The organism is Alistipes sp. An116 (assembly GCF_002161005.1).
GTDB classification, from domain to species: Bacteria; Bacteroidota; Bacteroidia; order Bacteroidales; family Rikenellaceae; genus Alistipes; species Alistipes megaguti.
The window spans coordinates 115,242-136,644 of record NZ_NFLR01000001.1; the positions used below are offsets into that span (position 1 = coordinate 115,242).

The 21,403-nt window shown below is 60.6% G+C and carries 10 protein-coding genes; 5 read left to right on the plus strand and 5 right to left on the minus strand.

Annotation, left to right across the window (positions count from 1 at the left end; all coding sequences use genetic code 11):
• Positions 1-16 precede the first annotated feature (16 nt).
• Positions 17-3,172: a SusC/RagA family TonB-linked outer membrane protein gene (locus B5E60_RS00485; protein WP_087308927.1), complete on the minus strand. Its 3,156-nt coding sequence runs from the start codon at positions 3,170-3,172 to the stop codon at positions 17-19.
• 33 nt (positions 3,173-3,205) lie between these two features.
• Positions 3,206-6,157 (minus strand): chondroitinase family polysaccharide lyase, encoded by a 2,952-nt coding sequence (locus B5E60_RS00490; RefSeq protein WP_143260598.1) that lies wholly within the window; start codon positions 6,155-6,157, stop codon positions 3,206-3,208.
• A gap of 242 nt (positions 6,158-6,399) precedes the next feature.
• On the opposite strand from B5E60_RS00490, the gene B5E60_RS00500 reads away from it, so the two are divergent.
• From B5E60_RS00500 to B5E60_RS00520, 5 genes are read left to right on the plus strand one after another with little or no spacing between them, the layout of a single operon-like run.
• Complete coding sequence (locus tag B5E60_RS00500) at positions 6,400-7,614, plus strand: glycoside hydrolase family 88 protein (protein ID WP_087308930.1); 1,215 nt, start codon at positions 6,400-6,402, stop codon at positions 7,612-7,614.
• Between the two features lie 19 nt (positions 7,615-7,633).
• A complete protein-coding gene (locus B5E60_RS00505; protein ID WP_087308931.1) occupies positions 7,634-10,666 on the plus strand; it encodes a chondroitinase family polysaccharide lyase in 3,033 nt (1,010 codons plus the stop codon).
• 10 nt (positions 10,667-10,676) lie between these two features.
• Positions 10,677-12,215: a sulfatase family protein gene (locus B5E60_RS00510; protein WP_162611574.1), complete on the plus strand. Its 1,539-nt coding sequence runs from the start codon at positions 10,677-10,679 to the stop codon at positions 12,213-12,215.
• A gap of 13 nt (positions 12,216-12,228) precedes the next feature.
• Entirely contained in the window at positions 12,229-14,841 is a 2,613-nt protein-coding gene (locus B5E60_RS00515; RefSeq protein ID WP_162611575.1) for a DUF4955 domain-containing protein, read from the plus strand.
• A gap of 20 nt (positions 14,842-14,861) precedes the next feature.
• Positions 14,862-17,195 carry a PL29 family lyase N-terminal domain-containing protein gene (locus B5E60_RS00520; protein WP_087308934.1) on the plus strand — a complete coding sequence of 778 codons (2,334 nt, stop codon included), beginning with the start codon at positions 14,862-14,864 and terminating at the stop codon, positions 17,193-17,195.
• Between the two features lie 261 nt (positions 17,196-17,456).
• Here the strand turns inward: B5E60_RS00520 and B5E60_RS00525 are convergent, their stop codons facing one another.
• The 3 genes from B5E60_RS00525 to asnB form a co-directional block, all read right to left on the minus strand.
• Complete coding sequence (locus B5E60_RS00525) at positions 17,457-18,422, minus strand: type I phosphomannose isomerase catalytic subunit (protein ID WP_087309077.1); 966 nt, start codon at positions 18,420-18,422, stop codon at positions 17,457-17,459.
• 4 nt (positions 18,423-18,426) lie between these two features.
• Entirely contained in the window at positions 18,427-19,533 is a 1,107-nt protein-coding gene (locus B5E60_RS00530; RefSeq protein WP_087308935.1) for an ROK family protein, read from the minus strand.
• Between the two features lie 181 nt (positions 19,534-19,714).
• Positions 19,715-21,391, minus strand: coding sequence for an asparagine synthase B (gene asnB, locus B5E60_RS00535; RefSeq protein WP_087308936.1), 1,677 nt, complete (start codon positions 21,389-21,391; stop codon positions 19,715-19,717).
• Positions 21,392-21,403 lie beyond the last annotated feature (12 nt).

Sequence of the window (21,403 nt, forward strand, 5' to 3'; positions counted from 1 at the left end):
ATGGTGCTTTTGGACGTTAGAACGTGATGTTTACACCGGCCGTGAACCCGTAGGCACGGGGATAGGCCGACCAGTCGAACCCGGGCGTAAGCACCGAGTTGCGGGTCGAGACCTCGGGGTCGGGACCGCTGTAGTTGGTCCAGGTCCAGATGTTGTCGGCCGAGACGTAGAGGCGCAGCGAGCTGATGCCGGCCTTGCGCAACTGGCGGCTCGGGATGGAGTATCCGAGCGAGACGTTTTTCAGCCGCAGGAACGAACCGTCCTCGATCACGCGCGACGAATACTCCTCGCTGCCCGTAGCGGCTGCGCGCGGAGTGTCGGAGGTCGGGTTCGACGGGGTCCAGCGGTTGGCATACGAGGCCAGCTGGTTGGTCTGGGATTTCCAGCCCGACTCGAAGATCAGCCGGTTGGCGTTGAGAATGTCGTTGCCGTAGCTCCACGAGAAGAAGATGTTCAGGTCGAAGTTCTTCCAGGTGAAGTTGTTGCTGAAGCCGCCCGTATGGAGGGGCTGGCCACAGCCGATGATCGTACGGTCGTAGTCGTCGATCTTTCCGTCGCCGTTCATGTCGCGGTATTTCATGTCGCCGGGCTGCATCTTGTTGCCCTTGTAGGCGGGGATACCGCTCTTCAGATTGCCGGCGGCGTCGAAATCCTCGGGCTTGTAGGTTCCGTCGTAGATGAAGCCGTACATCATGCCCGTGGGTTTGTTCACCTGCGAGATGTAGGGGAACTGCGAGTTGAAGTGGGTCTCCCAGGTGACGGAGGTCTGCAGCGTGTTCTGGTTGTCGACCAGCGCCAGGATGCGGTTGCGGTTGAAGGCGATGTTGAAAGAGGTCGACCACTGGAACTGACGCGTCTTGATGTTGACCGTTTCGAGCGTGAACTCGAATCCGCGGTTGCGGATCTTGCCGATGTTGAGCATGCCCTGTTCGTAGCCGCTCGTGGCGGGCAGCAGGGCGTAGAGCAGCAGGTCGCGCGTCACCTTGTCATACCAGTCGGCCGTCACCTTGAGGCGGTCGTCGAAGAATCCCAGGTCGATGCCGACGTTCCACTGCTCGGTGGTCTCCCACTTGAGGCGGTCGTTGGCCATGTTCGAGAAGTAGTAGCCCGGGACGCGCTTGCCGTCGAAGACGTAGTCGAACGAATCGCCCGAACCCGGCGTGACGGTGATCTGCGAATAGAAGTCGTAGGGGGTCTGGGTGCGGTTGTTACCCGTCAGACCCCACGAGAAGCGGAGTTTTCCGTTCGTGAGCCAGTCGGATTTCTTGAAGAGGTTCTCGCGGTTGAAGTTCCACGAGGCGCCCACCGAGGGGAAGTAGCCCCAGCGGTTGCCGGCGGGGAATTTCGACGATCCGTCGGCGCGGAACGAGAAGGTCAGATAGTACTTGTAGCGGAAGTTGTAGTTCGCGCGCAGGAACATCGACATCATCCGCCAGTCGTAGTAGTTGCTCGGCACGCTCTGATAGCTTCCGGTGTAGATGCCGGCGATGCCGAGCTCCTCGGAGGTGATCTGCGTCGAGGAGATTCCCTCGTAGGTATTGTTCTGGCCCTGCAGCGAGAGTCCGACCATCATGTCGACGTTGTGGTTGCGGCCGAAGCGGCGCTTGTAGTTGAGCGTGTTTTCATTCGTCCAGCTGGTCTGGTCGGTCCAGTAGATGGCTCCGTTGACCCCTTTTCCGCTCGGCGAGCCGGGGTATCCCGTGTAGGTCTCCGTGCCGTTGAACTCTTCGCGGCGGCGCTTGTTGAGCACATAGCCGCCCGTGGTCTTGAAGGTCAGCTCGGGGGTGATCTTCCACGTCAGGGCGATGTTCGAGTTGAGGTAGTCGACCAGCGTCTTGCGGTACTCGTTCTGGGCGGTCTTGACCGGGTTGAAGCGGTAGTCGTTCGACCCGTCGACCGACTCGTCGATGATCGTGTTGAGCAGATCCTGCCCGGGCTTGCCTACGGGACGGTAGCCCCAGACCGAATACATCAGCCAGCCCGACGACGAGGAGGTGGTTTCGGCCGTGGTGGGGTTCACGCCGTTGGTGGCCGTGCGCGAGTAGTTGACGTTGGCGTTCAGCGAGAGTTTCTTGGTGATCGGGAGCGTGAAGTTGGCCTTGCCCTGATAGCGCTGGAAGTTCGAGCGGATGATGATACCGTCCTGGTCCAGGGCCGAGAATCCGACATTGTAGCGCAGACCCTCCTTGGTTCCGCCCGAGAGCGAGACGTTGTAGTTCTGCTGGAAGGCCGTGCGGTAGAGTTCGTCCTGCCAGTCGATGCCGGGGATGTTGCGGTAGTCGTCGAGGGTGAGGTTGCGGCCCAGCTCCTCGCTGTAGCTGTAGTAGGAGCTCTCCATCGAGGTGGGGCTGACCAGCTCGTCCTGCAGGCGGACGAACTCGTAGCCGTCCATCAGGTCGATCTTGTTGGCGATGTGGCTCATCGAGAACGAGGCGCTGAAGTTGACGGTGGGTTTGCCCTCCTTGCCGCGTTTGGTGTTGATGACGATGACGCCGTTGGCGCCGCGCGCACCGTAGATGGCCGTTGCGGAGGCATCCTTCAGCACGTCGATCGACTCGATGTCGGCGGGGTTGATCGACGTGGCGAACGACCCTTCGGAGGGGAATCCGTCGATGATGTAGAGCGGGGCGTTGCTCTGCGTGAGGGAGTTGTTTCCGCGGATGGTGATGTTGGCCTCGGCGCCCAGCGAACCGTCGTCCGTGGTGACGACCACGCCGGCGATGCGTCCGCCCAGGGCCTGGTCGAAGCTCGTGACGTTGGCCTTCATCATGGTACCCAGGTCGGCCTTGGCCACCGAACCCGTCAGGTCACGGCGCGTGGTGGTGCCGTAACCGATGTTGACGATCTCGACGGCCCCCAGCTGTGTGGCCTCTTCCGTCATCTTGACGTTGATGGCCGTTCGTTTGCCGACCATCTCCTCGACGGTCGTATATCCGAGGTAGGAAAAGACCAGCGTCTGGTTTTCGGCGACCTTGATCGCGTAGTTTCCGTCGACGCCGGTGGTGGTGCCGGTGGTGGTCCCTTTGACCACGACGTTGACACCGATCAACGGGACGTTGTTCGAGTCGACCACTCGTCCGACCACGTTGTTCTGTGCGAAAGCCTCACCGCTCAGCAGGATCGACAGGGTCAGCAGACACGCTGCGGCCGTTCGTTTGAGTGCTTTTTTCATAAATGATTCTGGTAGGTTGTGGGGTAAATGGGGTTATTTCTTCTTCAGGTGGAACTCCACGGGCTGCCCGTGCCGGCAGGTGACCTTGAGCCGGGTGGCGTCGGCCTCGGGGGTCAATTCGACGCCGGCGGCCGGAGCCGTGAGTTCCCAGGTCCCGCTCAGCAGCAGCTGCTTTTCGATGGGCTGGCTCTCCTGACGCGTGGTGTAGCTCTTTTCGGTGATTCCCAGATCGGGCGTGCAGACGCTCATGACGACCTCGCCTTCGGGCGTCGTGCGCTCCATGACGATCGTCTGGTCGGTCACCTCGCGGAGCAGACCGTCGCCCCGGTACTCCTCGAAGCAGACATATCCGGTGATTCCCGTCTGCAGGTCCTTCACCACGTGGGCCGCATTGTCTTTTCGCAGCACCTCGTATTCGTCCTTCTTGAGCAGGCGGTTGATCTCCTTGTTCGAGGGCTGGATGTAGACGACGTATTCGTATCCGGCCTGTTTCGGGGCGCGGCCGTGGTCGATCCATGCCGAGGCGAAGTCGCCGGTCTGCATGGCGTGGGTCTTGTCGTTGGGCGAGGACTGCTCCTGCTTGGCGATGTTCAGCACGGCGACGTCCTTCACCACGTAGAAGTTGCCCTTCGTGTCGGAGATCACCACGCGTTCACCGCTCTTCGAGAGTTGGAGCGGGAAGGTGTCGTAGATCTGGCCGTCGACCTCCAGCGCTTCGCCGCGATCCTCCATGTTGAGCTGGAAGAGGGTGGTTTCGGTGGGGTACGACGTATTGTTGTTGTCGATGCCGCTGCCGAGGAAGACCATCCGGTTGTCGAAGCAGAAGACCGTCTTGTAGGCCGTGGCGCCGGGGGTGAAGTTCTTGCGGTTGCCCTCCGTGAGATGCAGTACCAGAATGCCGTTTTGCCCCTCGAGCGACGAGGCGCCCGAGAACCGGTTGGGGTTGCGCTCCATGAGCGTGCCGGGGAGCGGGCTGTTCAGTTCGGCCCACGGCAGGTGGATGGTGGTGGCGCCGGGCACGCGGTTCCAGTCCCAGCCCTCCTGTTTGAATCCGCTGTCGAAGGCCGTCACGGGGTTGCCCGAGCCGATGATCGGCGCCGTGCCGTAGCTCTGATAGCGGCCGTAGCGGTTGTCGCGGGTGTAGATCTCCGAGCCCCAGACATCCGTGTTGAAGGCCTTGAGGGTGACCATCCAGTCGGCGCGGCGGTGGATGCCCAGGGCGCCGTAGTTGTAGACGAAGAAGCCCGAAGGGGTGGGCCCGGTCTCGATCCCCTCCTTCTTGAAGAGGCTGTTGAGCTCCTTGTCGGTGCCTTTCAGACGCAGGTAGGCGCCGGCCAGTTCCGGATCGACGGTCTTGCCGCTGCCGGTCAGGTCGCCCAGGGCGGCCAGATAGCCGAAGGCGTTGACATCGGCATCGGGGATGCGGCCGTTCTTGTTCAGCGGGTGACGGCCGGCGATACCGATACCCCAGTCGCGCAGGTTGGTGTAGTTGGCCATGGTCATCAGCGCCAGCTTGAAGCACTTGCGGCCCTGTTCCGTGAGGTTGAATTCGGTGCCGCGGACCGCCTTGCAGTAGTACCCGATGGCGGCGAAGGCGCCGGTCGAGTAGGCGGGGTAGAGGCCGCCGTGGTGGAAGGTGGTGCCGTCGACCTTGATGCCGCCGATGGTGCCCGGGGTGAAGTCCAGACTCCCGGACAGCCAGCGCGAGAGCCCCTTCATGGCGCGCAGCTGTTCGGCTTCGGTGGGGAGCATCAGGGCGCTGATGAGCTTGGGCATGAGCAGCGTGTGCCACGAGTCGAGCAGCTCGTCACGTCCGTAGACGTAGGGTTTGCGCGTCTCGGAGAGTCCGCTCCAGTAGGCCAGCACGCGGACATACTCGTCGGTTTTGCCGCGCTGGGCGATGCGGTCGCGCATGAGCCACATGGCGTCGTAGATCTTGCGCACGTTGTAGCCGTAGTGGTGGTTCGTGCCGTTGCCGTGGCCGAAGGCGAAGCCCTGGTCGATGGCGTGGTCCATGACCAGGAAGAAGTCGTCCTCGTATTTCGGATCGTTGTTGATGTAGCTGTTCAGGGCGAAGGCGTTGAGCATGTTCTCGATGTCGTCCAGCCGCAGTTCGCCCTTCGAGCGGTTGCACTCGTCGTTCGAGAGCAGCGGGGCGCCGATGATCCCGCCGTCGTCGGTGCGGTGGATTCCGGCGGCCGCAAAGGTCTTCAGCGCACGCGGGATGATCGTGCCGTTGATGTAGTTGGCGCTCGACATGTTGGCCTCGACGATCGAGGTGATGCGCGACTTGACCAGATCGAGCTCCTGCTTCTCTTCGGGGGTGAGTTCGTGCAGCGGCTCGTCGTACGTGTACTGCTCCCACTCCCAGAGACGGGCCCAGTGCCAGAGCGAACGCTTGAGGTTGCAGTTGTTGTTGGGGATCTGTTGGTCGGGGGTGATCTGGTCGTGGAGTTTGGTCTCGGCGAAGGTCAGGCGGTCGAGGAAGAGTTCGCCGCTCGTGACGCCCTCGGGGGTGGAGATCACCATGCGCGAGATCTGCTGCGAGGAGTGGTCGCCGGGCATGTCGCCGTACTTGATCCAGCAGGCGCGCCATCCGGTGAAATCGAGGTGAAAATCAAAGTAATAGGGGGTTTCGCCCGTCGGGGTTTCGAAGGCGAAGTGCAGATCGGCATCGACGGCCCGGGGGTTGTAGATCCAGAGCATGATGCCGGCTTTCTTGACGCGGAACGAGCGCATGAGCTGTCCGAAATCGTTGTACTGGAGCGTCGAGGGGGCGGTCCAGCTCCAGAGCATCGACTGCTGTCCGTCCTTGAAGTGCTTCGTGCTGGGGGTGAGGGTGCTGTTGTCTCCGGCGACGAAGGCCTTGGGGATTCCCGTTTCGAAATTGATTTTTGCATCAATGGCGGCGTGGACGGGGAGGCTCCCGAGGATGGTTGTAAGCGTCAAAACGGCTGATAATCCGTATAATAAGGTCTTTTTCATGCGATTCAATTTGTTCAAAAATAACGAAAGAATCCGTTCTGCCCAAATTTGAGGCAGAGAAAATGACAAAAAATTACGTAGTATTGGAAAAAAATGTTAAAAAATAGGGTAAGTCTGGAAATTATTTTATCTTTGTGCACAAAGTGCGGTTGGGTTAGTGAAAAAATAATGGAATGGAGCGGGTTGATAAATCTGTCTTCCATACAAATGTGTAACTTTATATAATCGGTAAATTCGAATTTATGACTGTTATTTCAAGATGCGCGGCTGCCGCGCTGCTTGCCGGAGGAGTCATCGCCTGCACGCAGGCCCCGAAGACAACCTCGATCATCGACGACAACGTGGCCGTAGCCAAACAACAGCTCGCCATGCTGGCCGATTCGAGCGAAACGGGCGGCGTGATCCGCATCCCCTCGACCTACAAGAACGGACGCATCGACTATGTGCCGACGGATGACTGGGTGAGCGGCTTCTTTGCCGGTTCGCTCTGGTACATGTACGAACTCACGGGCGACGAGGCGTGGGCCGACCGGGCACGCAGGCATACCGAGATCCTCGACTCGATCCAGTATCTGCAGTGGCACCACGACGTGGGCTTCATGATCTACGACAGCTACGGAAACGGCCTTCGGCTGAAGAATATCCCCGGATACAAGGAGGTGATCGTGCAGACGGCCCGGTCGCTGGCGACGCGTTTCCGCGAGGTGCCGGGCGTCATCCAGTCGTGGGATGCCGACCGCGGCTGGCAGGGCGAGCGGGGCTGGCAGTGCCCGGTGATCATCGACAACATGATGAACCTCGAACTGATGTTCAAGGCCACGGAGTTCTCGGGTGACAGTACCTTTTATAATATAGCGGTGAGCCATGCCGACCGCACGATGAAGGAGCACTTCCGCGACGACTACAGCTGCTACCACGTGGTGGACTACGATCTGACGGACGGTCACGTCCGGGGACGCTGCACGGCGCAGGGCTATGCCGATGAGTCGGCCTGGGCGCGCGGACAGGCGTGGGCCGTCTACGGTTATACGACCTGCTACCGCTATACGGGCGACAAGCGCTATCTGGACCACGCGGAGAAGGTGGCCTCGTTCGTGCTCAACGACAAGAACATGCCCGAGGATCTGGTTCCCTACTGGGACTACGACGCGCCGAACATCCCGAACGAGCCGCGCGATGCCTCGACGGCCGCCATTCTGGCTTCGGCCTTCTACGAGATGTATACCTATACGAACAACGCCCTCTACAAGGAGAAGGCCGACCGGATGATCGAGTCGCTCTCGTCGCCGGCCTACCGGGCTCCGGTGGGAGAGAACGGCGGCTTCCTGCTGATGCACTCGGTGGGCAGCATCCCGCACGGCAGCAACATCGACGTGCCGCTGAACTACGCCGACTACTACTTCCTCGAGGCGCTGATCCGCAAGGGTCACGTCGAGGCGGGCGAACCGCTGTTCTGATGCGAAAGGAGGTGGGCGCATGCGCAGGGTGATTCTTCTTGCCGCGGCCGTTGTCTGGTCGCTGACCCTCTCGGCCCAATCGGCCGGGGAGGTGGCTGACGCGCGGATTCTCTCGTTCGAGGAGTCTGCGGCGCCGCTGGTGGCCGGACGCGGTTCGACGCTCTCCCTCTCCGCGGAGCACTACAAGCTGGGCAGCCATTCGGCCTGCTGGCAGTGGTCGCAGCGCGGTGCGCAGCTGCGCATCGACGCACCGATCGGTTATCTGTCCGAGAATCCCAATCCGCGCGAAACCTCCGTCTCGACCTTCGTCTTCTGGGTCTACGCCCCGGAGGCTGTCGAGGGGAGTCTGCGCTTCGAGTTCCGCAAGCAGGGACGTACCTGCGCGTGGTTCGACTACGGACTGGGATTTACGGGCTGGCGCGGGGCCTGGGTAGCTTTCGACCGCGACATGCAGGGCCGGCCCGAAGAGGGAATGGATCAACTGGTCGTGACGGTCGAGGGGGCCCGGCGGGGCAAACTCTTTCTCGACCACTGGATCCTCTCCTCGTTCCAGGACGTACGGCACCATACGGCCGACTTCCAGGCGCCGTTCATCAATGCCGGTACGACGAACCACTGGCTGGTGCTGCTGGAGTCGTGGCGCCATCCGATGCCGGAGGTTCCGGAGTCAATCGACGAGGCGACCGTCCGCGACATGGCGACGGTCGGGGAGCGTCTGCGCGAACTGCTTCTCGAGGGAAAGAAACCTCTGCCGCTGGAGACCCTGCGCCGGCACTTCGAACAATACGGTATCCGCGAGAATGCGGACGGTACGCTGTGCGGCAAACCGATCTGGTTCGTGCGCTATGCCGAGACCTATATCAATCTGGGTCACCCGGACGTGGCGAAACTCTACGCGGCGAACGACCAGCTGCTGCGCGGCTGCAACGACTTCCTGCTGCAGATTGCCGTGGCGCATGAAACATCCGCCGATCCGGCCGAACGGGCCGAACTGGAGCGGATGTATCTGCTGTTGACGCGCCATCTGCTGGATCAGGGCTTTGCGGCGGGAAGTGCCCAGGGCACGCTCCACCACCTGGGCTACAGCATGCGCAACTTCTATACGGCGCCGGTCCTCATGCGTGACGTACTGCGCGGCGCCGGGCTGGCGGACGACGTGCAGCAGGCCATGGAGTGGTTCTCGGGGGTCGGAGAGGTGAAACTCCCTCCCGCGACGCCGGGCATGGATATCGACGCCTTCAATACGTCGCTGATCGGCCGTCTGGCGAGCATCGTGATGCTGCCCGACACACCGCGGAAGGCGGCCTATCTGGAGGCCTTCTCGCGCTGGGTCGACAACGGCTACAAGATTACCGAGGGGACGAGCCCCTGCTTCAAGAGCGACGGCACGGTCTTCCACCACCGCCACCACTATCCGGCCTATGCCGTCGACGGCTTCAGCGGCGGGGCGGTCAATGCCGTGTGGCTGTTGTCGAAGACGCGCTTTGCGGTGAGTCGGGAGAGCCACGAGATTCTGAAACGGGCGCTGCTGGAGATGCGCTTCTACTGCAACCTGCGGTCGTTCCCGCTGGCCCTGTCGGGGCGTCATCCCGACGGGAAGGGGGCGCTGGTTCCGTGGCACTACGCGCGGCTGGCCGTGGCCGGCTCGCCCGACGGCCGGGAGCCGATCGACTCGGACCTGGCTGCGGCCTATCTGCGTCTGAATCCGGCGGCGGACTCCTACGCCCGTCTTTTCGTGGAGCAGGGCTTTACGGCCGAACCGTCGCCCGAAGGGACGCACGTCTACGGCTACAATGCATCGCTGTCGCACCGGCGTGGTGACTGGCTCGTCACGGTGGCCGGCCACAGCCGTTACCTGTGGGCGGCGGAGATCTACCAGGGGGCCAACCACTACGGACGTTACCTGACGTACGGAAGCCTGCAGCTGTTGGGCGACGGCGATCCGGTGAGTGCCTTCGGCAGCGGTTTCCGCCAGGAGGGGTGGGACTGGTGCCACATCCCCGGAACGACGGCCCTCGAGATTCCGATGGAGCAGATGAAGGCCGATATCCGCAACGTCGACACCTTCTCGGGCTACGAGGAGATGCTCCTGTCGGACGAGGCGTTTGTCGGCGGCGTGAGCCACGGGGGACGCGACGGCCTCTTTGCCATGAAACTCCACGACCACGACAAGTACAACGGTTCGCTGCGGGCCCTCAAGTCGTTCTTCCTCTTCGACAACCGCATCGTCTGCCTGGGGTCCGACATCGGGAACCGCGCCGACGGAGGCGTCCACACGACGCTGTTCCAGAACTGGCTGGCGGATCCGGCCGGGGCGATCGAGGTCAACGGCGAACGGATCACGGACTTCCCTTACGAGACAACCCTCTCCGAGGGGGCCGTTCTGCGCGACAATCTGCGCAACCTCTATATCGTTCCGCAGGGGCGGGTCTGCGTCGGGAAACGCCACCAGCATTCGCTGCACGAGGAGACCGACGCCCCGACCGAGAACGACTTCGCCACGGCGTGGATCGACCACGGACGCGGTGCGGTCGACGGCTGTGGATACGAATACCTGATGGTGGTCCATGCGTCGGATGACGAGGCGGTCCGTTATGCCGGGGAACTTCCCTACGAGGTGCTGCGGTGCGATTCGACGGCCCATATCGTGCACGACCGGCCGACGGATATCGTCGCCTATGCGCTCTTCCGGGGCGGCGAGGTCGGCGAAGGGTTGTTGGAACGGGTTTCGATGCCGTCGCTGGTGATGATCGGCGGCGGGGAGGAGTCGCTGACGGTCAGTGTGTCCGATCCCGACCTGCGCTTCTACGAGGGGCCGAGCGACGAGGTGTTCGATGCCGACGGCAAGCGCGTCGAGCGGAGCATCTATTCGCGCGAGTGGATCGACAACCCCTCGGGCGAATCCCTTCTGGAGGTGACGCTCCGGGGGTGTTGGGCGCTGAAGGAGGCGGACAACGGATGCCGGGCCGAGATCGACGGCGATCGTACGGTAGTGACCTTTGCGTGCCGCGAGGGGGCGACGCGTGAGGTGACGCTCAAATCCATGAATTAGTTGAAAAATGATGCAAGTCCGAAGAATACTTCCGTTTGCGGGGTTAGCCCTGACGGCCTGTACGGGGACGCCGGAGACCGAGCGCCCCAATGTGATCTATGTTTTCCCGGATCAGTACCGCAACTCCTCGCTGGGGTTCTGGTCCGATCCGGAATTTGCCGCGCAGGTGAACTGGTGCGGCGATCCGGTCTCGACGCCCAACCTCGACCGCTTTGCGCGCGAGGCCACGGTGCTGAGCGAGGCGGTGAGCAACTGCCCGCTGAGCAGCCCACACCGCGGCATGCTCCTTTCGGGGATGTATCCCGAGCGGAGCGGCGTGGTGCTGAACTGCATGTCGGAGCGGCCGGAGAGTTCGCTGCGCGAGGATGCCGAGTGTATCGGCGATGTCTTCTCGGCGGCGGGCTACGACTGCGCCTACATCGGCAAACTGCACGTCGACTTTCCGACACGCAACAACCCCCAGCGTCCGGGGACCTACGTGAGCGACGCCGTGCCGGAGTGGGATGCCTATACGCCTCCCGAGCGGCGCCACGGTTTCAACTACTGGTATTCGTACGGCACCTACGACGTCCACAAGCATCCCCATTACTGGGATACGGAGGGACGCCGGCACGATGTCGACGAGTGGTCGCCGCAACACGAGGTGACGAAGGCGATCGAGTATATTGAAAACCGGGATTCCCGGCGTGATTCCCGAAAGCCCTTCTTTCTGATGCTGGGGATCAATCCGCCCCATTCGCCCTACGCCTCGACGGAGGACTGCGACCTGGAGGGCTATGAACTCTACAAGGACAAGTCGCTGACGGAGCTGCTTGTGCGGCCGAATGCCGACACGACGATGGCCAAGGCTGCCGCGGCCCGCTACTACTTTGCCAACGTGAGCGGCATCGACCGCGAATTCGGACGGCTGCTCCGGGCTTTGGACGATGCCGGTCTGACCGACCATACGATCGTCGTCTTTGCCTCGGACCACGGCGAGACGATGACCAGCCACTCGACCAGCGATCCGAAGAACTCGATCTGGCGCGAGTCGCTGAACATCCCCTTCCTGGTGCGCTATCCGGGGCATGTCCCCCACCGGGTGGATGATCTGCTGCTCTCGACGCCCGACATCATGCCGACGCTGCTCGGTCTGGCGGGGCTTGCCGACCGCATCCCGGCGAGTGTCGAGGGACGCGACTTTTCGGCCCTGCTGCGTCAGGATGCCGTGCAGCCCGAACGTCCGCGTGCGGCGCTCTATCTGCGCAACCTCGACGGCGAGCGCGATTCCGCGGGGATGGTCCGCGGCTTCTTCCCCGAGGCCCGGGGGCTGAAGACTGCCACACATACGATGGAACTGGCGATCGGCCGCGACGGGACGCTGAAGCGGGTGCTGTTGTACGATGACGTGCGGGATCCCTACCAGATGCAGCCGCTCGATCCCAAGGCGTGCCCCGAGCTCTTCGCCTCGCTGTGCGGCGAACTGGCCGTGCTGCTTCGCGAGAACGACGATGTCTGGTATCGAGAGCGCGTGTTGGCGGAGTGGATCCCTTATGATAAGGAAAACTAAATTGAAGATGTCTATGAATAAACTTTTTTTATGGATTGCAGCGCTTTCGGCCTTTGCGCTGCAGTCGTGTCAGAAGGACGACGGGATCCGCGAGGAGATCGACTCGCTGCGGGACCGTGTGGCGGCTCTGGAGACGAAGGTCGGCGATGTGAATGCGAGCATCGTGGCCTACCACCAGCTGGTGACCGGAACGAAGGTTCTGGTCGGCGTCCAGGCGAACGACAAGGGCTATGTGATCCAGATGAGCGACGGTTCGAGCTATCCGGTCATCGAGGGCGAGAAACTCGATGCGGTGGTCCCCGTGCTGGGGATCGACGACGAGGGTTACTGGACCGTCTCGGTGGGCGAAGGTTCGACTCCCTCGCGGATCGAGGTCGACGGCAATCCGGTTTCGGCACGGCCCGTGGTCGACGGCGAACACCAGACTGAGGCCGTGGGCCGTACGCCGCAACTGCGCGTTTCGGCTGACGGCACGTGGGAGGTAAGCCTCGACGGCGGAAGTTCGTGGAACCCGCTGCGGCAGAACGGTGAGGCCGTTAATGCCGTCGGAGAAAATGTCACGATCGGTTACAGCTCGGTCTTCAAGAGGGTCGACTACGACGAGGCCTCGGGCCTTCTGACCGTCGAACTCGTCTCGGGCGAGACGCGGACGTTTGCCGTCTACGACAACTTCGGTCTGACGATCGTCACGGACAACGAGGAGGAGAACTTCCACCTCGGCGAGACGCGCCAGTTCGAGGTCGAGCAGACGAACGTCGCCGAGGCGATGCTTCAGGTCCCTGCGGGGTGGAAGGCCACGCTGGAGGAGACGACGCTGACGGTCACGGCACCGCCCACGGCTTCGGCCTCCGGCGAACCGCTCACCCTCTCGGTGGTTGCCACGTCGAAGGAGGGGTATCTGAAGATTGCGACGCTGAAACTGAAGCTTCTAACCGACGAACTCTATGCCAACGCCTGCGAGGCGTGGCGAAATTTTGAGGCCGGAACTGCGAAGAACGTACTGCTCGATTTCTCGTATGCCGGTTACAAACACGGCGAAGTGGCTCCTCCCGATGTCTGGGGACTGGGCTACACGGTCTACGACGTGACCAAATACGGGCTGGACCCCACGGGGCAAACCTCGTCGCGGGAGGCCTTCATCGCCCTGTTGAAATCGCTCAAACTGACGGGTCAGAGCAATACGGGCAGCAATCTGGCCAATGCGTCAGCCAATGCGATCATCTACTTCCCCGAGGGCGACTATGTGTTGCACGACGAATCGGACGATGAAAAACGAGACACGCCGCTTTATGACGATTCGGGCAAAGTCGTGGCGGAATATTCGAGTTCGGACATCATCATCCTGGGCGGCAACTTCATCATCAAGGGAGCGGGGCGTGACAAGACGCGCCTGATCATGAAGACGAAGAACTATCCGGCTACCACGGACATGTGGTCGTCGCCCGTGATGCTCAACATCAAGAACAACAGTTCGCGCATCGGCGACAGCTATTCGGCGCTGACCTCGGTCACGGGGGATGCGGCGAAGGGCGCCTTCTCGGTGGAGGTCGGCTCGACGGCCGGCATCTCGTCCGGCGACTGGGTGATGCTCTATCTGCAGAGCAAGAATGCGGAGCTGGTGGCCAAGGAGCTGGCTCCGAAGACCGTGGACAAACCGGCCATGACCGATATCCAGACGATCTGCGTCTATGACTACCATCAGGTGAAGTCGGTCAGCGGAAATACGGTCACGTTCTGCGAGCCGATCATGCACGAGGTTGAGGCTCGGTACGGCTGGGAGATCCGCGAATTCCCGCACTATGAGAATGTCGGCATCGAGGACCTGACGTTCGTGGGCGATGCCAAGGAGAATTTCGGTCATCACGTGTCGTGGGAGGACGACGGAGCCTTCAAACCGCTCAACATGATGCGTTTGACCAATTCGTGGGTGCGGCGCGTGGACTTCGCGAATGTGAGCGAGGCGCTGACCTTCTCGTCGACGGCCAACTGTTCGGCCTACGACATTGTCATCTCGGGGAACCGCGGCCATTCGTCCGTGCGGTCGCAGGGTTCGTCGCGCGTCTTCATCGGCAAGGTCATCGACCGTACGAGCGGTTATGAATGCACGACGTCGAGCGGTCTGCCGGGCAGTTCGTTTCTGGAGACGGCCGGTCAATATCATGCCACGGGTGTGTCGAACCAGTCGATGGGCACCGTGTTGTGGAACAATACGTGGGGCGACGACGCTCTGTTTGAGTCCCACTCCAAACAGCCGCGCGCCACGCTGGTTGACCGTTGTACGGGAGGTTTCGTGCAGTGGCGCTTCGGCGGCGACGTGTCGAATGTCCCGAACCACCTGCGCGATCTGACGATCTGGAATTTCAATGCGACGAAAGTCAAGCATGATTTCGGCTCCAGCGTCTTCAAATGGTGGCTGACAGCCAACGACTGGTGGAAGATCATGCCTCCGATCATCGTGGGGTTCCACGGCGGAGAGGTGAACTTCGCACTGACGGACGAAAACGACGAAAAACAGCTCGAATACCTCGAGAGCAACGGACAGGCCGTCGAGCCGCAGTCGCTCTACGAGGCGCAGTTGCACAAGCGTCTGGGGTATGTTCCCGGCTGGTTGAACTCCCTGAAATAAAAAACAATACACGATAAATTATGAAAAAGTATCTGATTTTGTTATTCGTTGCGGCGGCTGCGGTCTTTCAGTCGTGCGACAACAACGACGACCTGTGGGATGCGATCGACGATCTGAAGGGCCGGGTTCAGGCCCTCGAGACGCAGGTCGACGCCTTGAACAACAACGTCGAGGCGATGAAAGCACTCTATAACGGAGGTGCGACGATCTCCGAGGTGAGTGAAACCGGCGGTACCTACACTCTGAAGCTGACTAACGGAACGACACTCACGCTGACGCAGGGCAGTGAGGCCGAGGCGGTGATTCCGGTGGTATCGATCGATGCCCAGGGCAACTGGCAGTATTCGGTCGACAGCGGGAAGAACTTCATCTCCTTGAATGTGAATGCGGTGGCCGAAGACGGTGTGACGCCGCAGTTCCGCGTCGACGAGAAGACGGGTGTCTGGCAGATCAACACGACGGGCGAGGAGTCCGGGTGGACGAATGTCAAGAATACGGCCGGTGAGGATGTCAGCGCCATCGGCGGCACGGTGACCGACAAGTTCTTCGACAGCGTGCGTACCGAGGGTAACGTTCTTTATATCAAACTGCTCGGCGGCGAGGAGCTGCAGATCCCGATTGTTGCCGATGTGCTTTGCGAGATTGTCACGACGACGGAGGGTATTCAGATGTTCGATTCGGGCGTCGAGCGGACTTTCGATGTAAAGATGAAGGGAATAGACCAGACAATCGTGGTGGCTCCCGAGGGTTGGACGGCGCGTCTGACCGATCCGGTTGAGGATGTGGCCAAACTCTACGTAAAGGCCCCCGGAGCATTGGCTTCGGCCGGGACGACTGCTACGCGTGCTACGGCCAACTCGTCGCAGGATGTGGCTATTCTGGCCATGTTCGGCCGGTATTCGTGCATTTCGAAGATTCAGGTTCAGAGCACGGGTGTCGCAGCCGAACCACCTACGGTAACTTCGGTGACACCGTCTGCTACGGTTCTGCCGACGGATGTTGCTTTGACGTTTGATGTGCAGGTTGCCAATGCCGACGGCTGGAAATATATATGTTTGGAATCTAAATCCGAGGCTCCGGAAGCAGCAAAGGTTTTTGCTGAGGGTACGGCTGTTTTGGGAACGAGTGTGACGGTCGAGGGGCTTAAGGCCGAGACTGAGTATACGATCTATGTAGTGGCCTACATGGGTGAGCAATACAGTGAGATTGCCACGGCTACGACTTCGACGATGGAGACCCCGCCCGACCCGAACGACTATTATGCTTCGGGTGTCGAGGTTAATGGCATATCTTATGACAAAAATAGCGAGGGCGCCAAGTTGTACACGGCGTCGGAGTCTGTTAGTTCGCTTTCCGGCGATAAAGAAACAAAGGTCTACTTCTTGGATGGTACCGAGGCTGATAATACCTTTATGAATCCGGCAACGATTTATCTGTCAGACCAATCAATTTTCATAGGTCGTAATAAACAGAAGAAGACGAAACTACAGATGAGTGGGCGTTTTGATATGCAAAACCGGAATGCAATTTTCGGATTTAAGAATCTGGAAATTGATATGACACAAGGCATGGATGACAACTGTTATATGGGTCTTACTGGTGAAGCAGGAGTTGGAGGTGCAAAAATACTTGTATTTGAGGACTGCGATATCACCATCGGGGCCAATAAGAATTTGTTAAGAACATTTAGCAATTCCCCGACCGACGGATATATCGAGCAGATTATATTCCGGAACTGCAAGATCGGAATCGATTTTACTCAGGCAAGTAGTACGTATGCATTTTTCCAAGTGGGAGAAGGACATCTGTCTACTGGTCTTACTGAATTCCGAAAAATTGTATTTGAGAACAATGTGATTTATGCTAAGGCTGGGACTGTCAAACCCGTATCGCTGTTCTATCATAAGTGGGTATCGGGATCATATACCTCAAACCTGTCGATTGAGTTTGTAAACAACTCGACGGGCGATATATTGGGGTATACCTCAGGACAACCGGGCCATGCGTTGTTTATTCTCGGAGGATGTGCAGAGGTTACATTCAGCAAGAATCTGATATACAGCACGCAGAAGCAGAATCCGAATGCAATAATCATTCTGGCAGGTGGCAGCTATCCGACAACCGTGAATTCTGCGGCTAATGACAATAGGTATTACAATACGAATACTACAAGTTCATATGCGTATAAGTTGTTCAGTACTGCTACCGGAAGTATTACAGCAGAGGCTCTACCTGGCGGGATGTCTAATGTGGTAATCTATAGAACTGATAATCTCATTGACAAGGTCGATCTTTCGACGGGAACTATTAAACCTACTGCGGACCATGCTGCTTACGGCTCCTCGCTCGAATAACGAAACACGTTGATACGAATAAAGGCTGCCCAAATGGGCAGCCTTTATTGTTTGTTTCGGAGGCGTGTTTTGGCGATCCTGGATTCCTGCTTTCGCGGAAATGATCCCTTTAAGAGGGGGGGGATGTGCTGCTGAACCTTTAGCGGTTTCCGCAGCCTTTACCCGCATACGACTGTCGAGGCGCGGAACCGGATCGGAATCCCTTTGTGGATTCCTCCGCCCACAAAGCCCCTTTCTTAAAGGAGCCCTCCCTCCGCCGGGTCAGGCGATCCAGCTTGTGAGCAGCTTCATCGAACCCTCGGGCGTAAAGCGCAACGTGCATGTCGTGGCCGGCAACAGCACCGTTTCGCCCTGATGGACCGTCATCGTTTCGCCTCGGTCGTCGGTCAGCGTGCCGTGACCTTCGAGACACATGACGACGACGAACGAATCCAGCGTCGAGAGGTCGAGCGTCTGCTCGCGGGTCAGATCGAAGAGCGACGTGGTGAAGTAGGGGCACGAAACCAATTCGACGCGCGTATCGCGGGCCGGCGTATAGTGCGTGCGGTAATCGGGCAGCACGGTGTAGTCGATGGCCTCCTTGGCCAGCTCGGTGTGCAGCTCGCGGGGTTTGCCGTCGGCCCCTACACGGCCGTAGTCGTAGATGCGGTAGGTGATGTTCGAGGTCTGCTGGATCTCGGCGATGAACGATCCGGCACCGATGGCGTGGACACGGCCGGCGGGCAGGAAGAAGACATCGCCCGGACGAATGGCGTAGTCGGCCAGGATGTCCGTGATAGTGTTGTTCCCGACGCTGGCCTCATACTCCTCGGGGGTCACCTGCTTCGAGAAGCCCGAACGCAGATGGGCTCCGGGATCGGTGGCCACGACATACCACATTTCGGTCTTGCCCTTCGAGTGGTGGCGTTCCCAGGCCAGCTTGTCGTTGGGGTGTACCTGGATCGAGAGGTCCTGCCGGGCATCGATGAACTTGATCAGCAGCGGGAATTCGTTGCCGAAACGCTCGTAGTTGGCCTTGCCCAGCAGTGCGGCGCCGTGACGGGCCAGCAGATCCGGGAGTTTGGTGCCGGCCTCGGGACCGTTCGCAACGACGGATTCGTTGCCTTCGACCCCTGAGAGTTCCCAGCTCTCACCGATGTTGTGTTGTTCGGTTTCGATCTGTTTGTAGGGGGCGATCTTCTCGCCGCCCCAGATCAGGGATTTCAGAATCGGTTGAAACTTGTACATGTCGTTATGCGTTTTGTGCATCGAGTTGACTCAGTGCGAAGGCGTAGGCGCCGACCGAGATGGCCTGGCTGGCGCCCAGTTTGGAGATCATCACGCCGATGCGTTTCTGCGGATCGTAAACCACGTAGCGGTCCGTGCCGTAGACCTGGAGCGTACGCTGGTCGCCGCGGGCGAATTCGAGGAATTCGGCCTCGTTGTCCAGATCGTAGACCTTCATCTGTACGCGGTTGAGTTCGTTGCCGTTGAGCTGGTGGATCTTCGAGCGCAGTTCGTGCAGCAGGCTGGGCATGATCCACTTGCGGGCGGCGGTGATTCCTCCGCCGATGACGATCAGACCGTCGATCAGCGTCACGGCCGTAGCCATGGCGTCGCCGGCCACCTCACCGAACTCGGCAAAGGCCTTGCGGGCCGCCTCCATGTCGCCCGGGCGGGTTCCGTCGGCGATTTCGCAGATCTCCTTGGGTTCGAAACCGTGGTCGGGGTTGCCGCTCAGTTCGCCGTAGACGCGTTTGATGGCGCGGACCGAGACGCCGTCCTCGACGATGATGTCGGGGTATTTCTTGTGGCGCAGGCAGAAGGTCTCGACGCAGGAGTTGTCGCCGCGGTTGAGGCGGTTGTCGACGACGATGCCGATGCCGAAACCCGTTCCGAACGTATATCCCAGCAGGTTCTTGTAGCGTTTGGGGCTGTTGAGTGCCTCGAGACGGGCGTTGATCTGGGGCAGGGCGCCGCCCAGGGCCTCACCGTAGGCGAACAGGTCGCCGTCGTTGTTGATGAAGACCGGGATGCCGAACGTCGCCTCGAGGAAGGGGCCCAGCGCCACGCCGTCACGGAACGACGGGAAGTTGGGCAGATAACCGCCGATGATGCCGTTGGGGTAGTCGGCCGGGCCGGGGAAAGCGAAGCTGATGGCGACGGGTTTCTCCGCAAGCCGGTCGATGATCTGCCGGAATCCGTCGATCATCGTGGCCAGGCACTGATCCAGATTGTCGGCGTGCGAGGGCATGGTGACGGGTTCGACGATGAAGTGGTTGGCCTGCATGGCTCCGAAGACGAAGTTCGTGCCGCCGGCATCGAGGGTGATGACCACCCGGTTGTCATGATCGTACATATCAGGTAGAGTTTAGATTTTGCAGCGTTTTGTCTGACAAAGGTAGGAAAATTTGCCCGCACGGCCAAGCGGAAACCGACCGATCTGTCGAAAAGAGAGGCGCGCGGTTTCGGTTTCGGGTAAAAAGAGGACCGCCGCCCATCGGGCCGGCGGTCCTTTCGTTGAGTCTCGGATCGGGAAATCAGATCTTGTGCGTGAGATCGGTGTTGTGTACGCCGAGCACGGCACGGCCCGAGGGGTCGTTGCAGTTGGCGAACGATTGGTCCCAGACCAGCGCTTCGGCCGTGCTGCAGGCCACCGACGGGACAGAGGGCACCGTGGCGGCGGCGGTTTGTGAGGGGAAGTGCTCCTCGAAAATCGAGCGGTAGAAGTACTCCTCCTTGTTCTGCGGCGGGTTGATCGGGAACCGCTCGGCGGCGTGCTCCATTTCGCGGTCGGAGACCGCCTCGGAGGTGATGCGCTTGAGCGTGTCGATCCAGCTGTAACCCACGCCGTCGGAGAACTGCTCCTTCTGGCGCCAGACGATCTCCGCGGGGAGCATATCCTCGAAGGCCTTGCGCAGCACCCACTTTTCGATGCGACCCTGGCCGGCCATCTTGGCTGCGGGGTTGAGGCGCATGGCCACGTCGAGGAACTCCTTGTCGAGGAACGGCACGCGCCCCTCGACGCCCCACGCCGCCAGCGACTTGTTGGCCCGGAGGCAGTCGTAGAGATGCAGCCGGCCGAGTTTGCGCACGGTCTCCTCGTGGAAGGCCCGCGCATCGGGGGCCTTGTGGAAGTAGAGGTATCCGCCGAAGATCTCGTCGGCCCCCTCGCCCGAGAGGACCATCTTGATGCCCATCGACTTGATGACGCGGGCCAGCAGATACATCGGGGTCGAGGCGCGGACCGTGGTCACGTCGTAGGTTTCGATGTAGTAGATCACGTCGCGGATGGCGTCCAACCCCTCCTGGATCGTGTAGTGGATCTCGTGGTGGACGGTACCGATGTGGTCGGCGACCTTGCGGGCGGCGGCCAGGTCGGGCGAACCCTCGAGTCCCACGGCAAAGGAGTGCAGCTGGGGCCACCAGGCCTCTTCGCGGCCGCCGCTTTCGATGCGGCGGTCGGCGTACTTCTTGGCCACGGCCGAGATGATCGACGAGTCGAGACCTCCGGAGAGCAGCACGCCGTACGGCACGTCGGACATCAGCTGCCGGCGGACGGCCTCCTCGAGCGCCGTGCGGAGTTCGCCGATGTCGGCCGGATTATCCTTCACGGCGTCGTAGTCGAACCAGTCGCGGCGGTACCAGCGGACCATCTTGCCTTCACGCGACGACCAGTAGTGGCCGGGCAGGAAGGGCTGGATCGTTGTGCAGACCCCTTCGAGGGCCTTCAGCTCCGAGGCGACGTAGAACTGCTCGTCGCGGTCCCAGCCGATGTAGAGCGGAATGACGCCGATCGGATCGCGGGCGATGAGGTACTCGTCGTGTTCGATGTCGTAGAGGGCGAAGGCGAAGATGCCGCTGATCTTCTCGAGCAGTCCGAGTCCCATCTTCCGGTAGAGGGGCAGGATCACCTCGCAGTCCGAACCGGTCATGAAGTCGTACTCCGAGGCGAGCTCGGCGCGGATTTCGCGGTGATTGTAGATTTCGCCGTTGACGGCCAGCACGAGCTTTCCGTCGCGGCTGTACAGGGGTTGCCGGCCCGACTGAGGGTCGACGATCGAGAGGCGTTCGTGCGCCAGAATCGCCCGCTCTCCGCAGTAGATCCCCGACCAGTCGGGGCCGCGGTGGCGAATCTGCTTCGACATTTTCAGCACCTGGGTGCGCAGCGCATCCGACTGCTGCCGGATGTCGAACAATCCTACGAATCCACACATGATAGTTCTTCG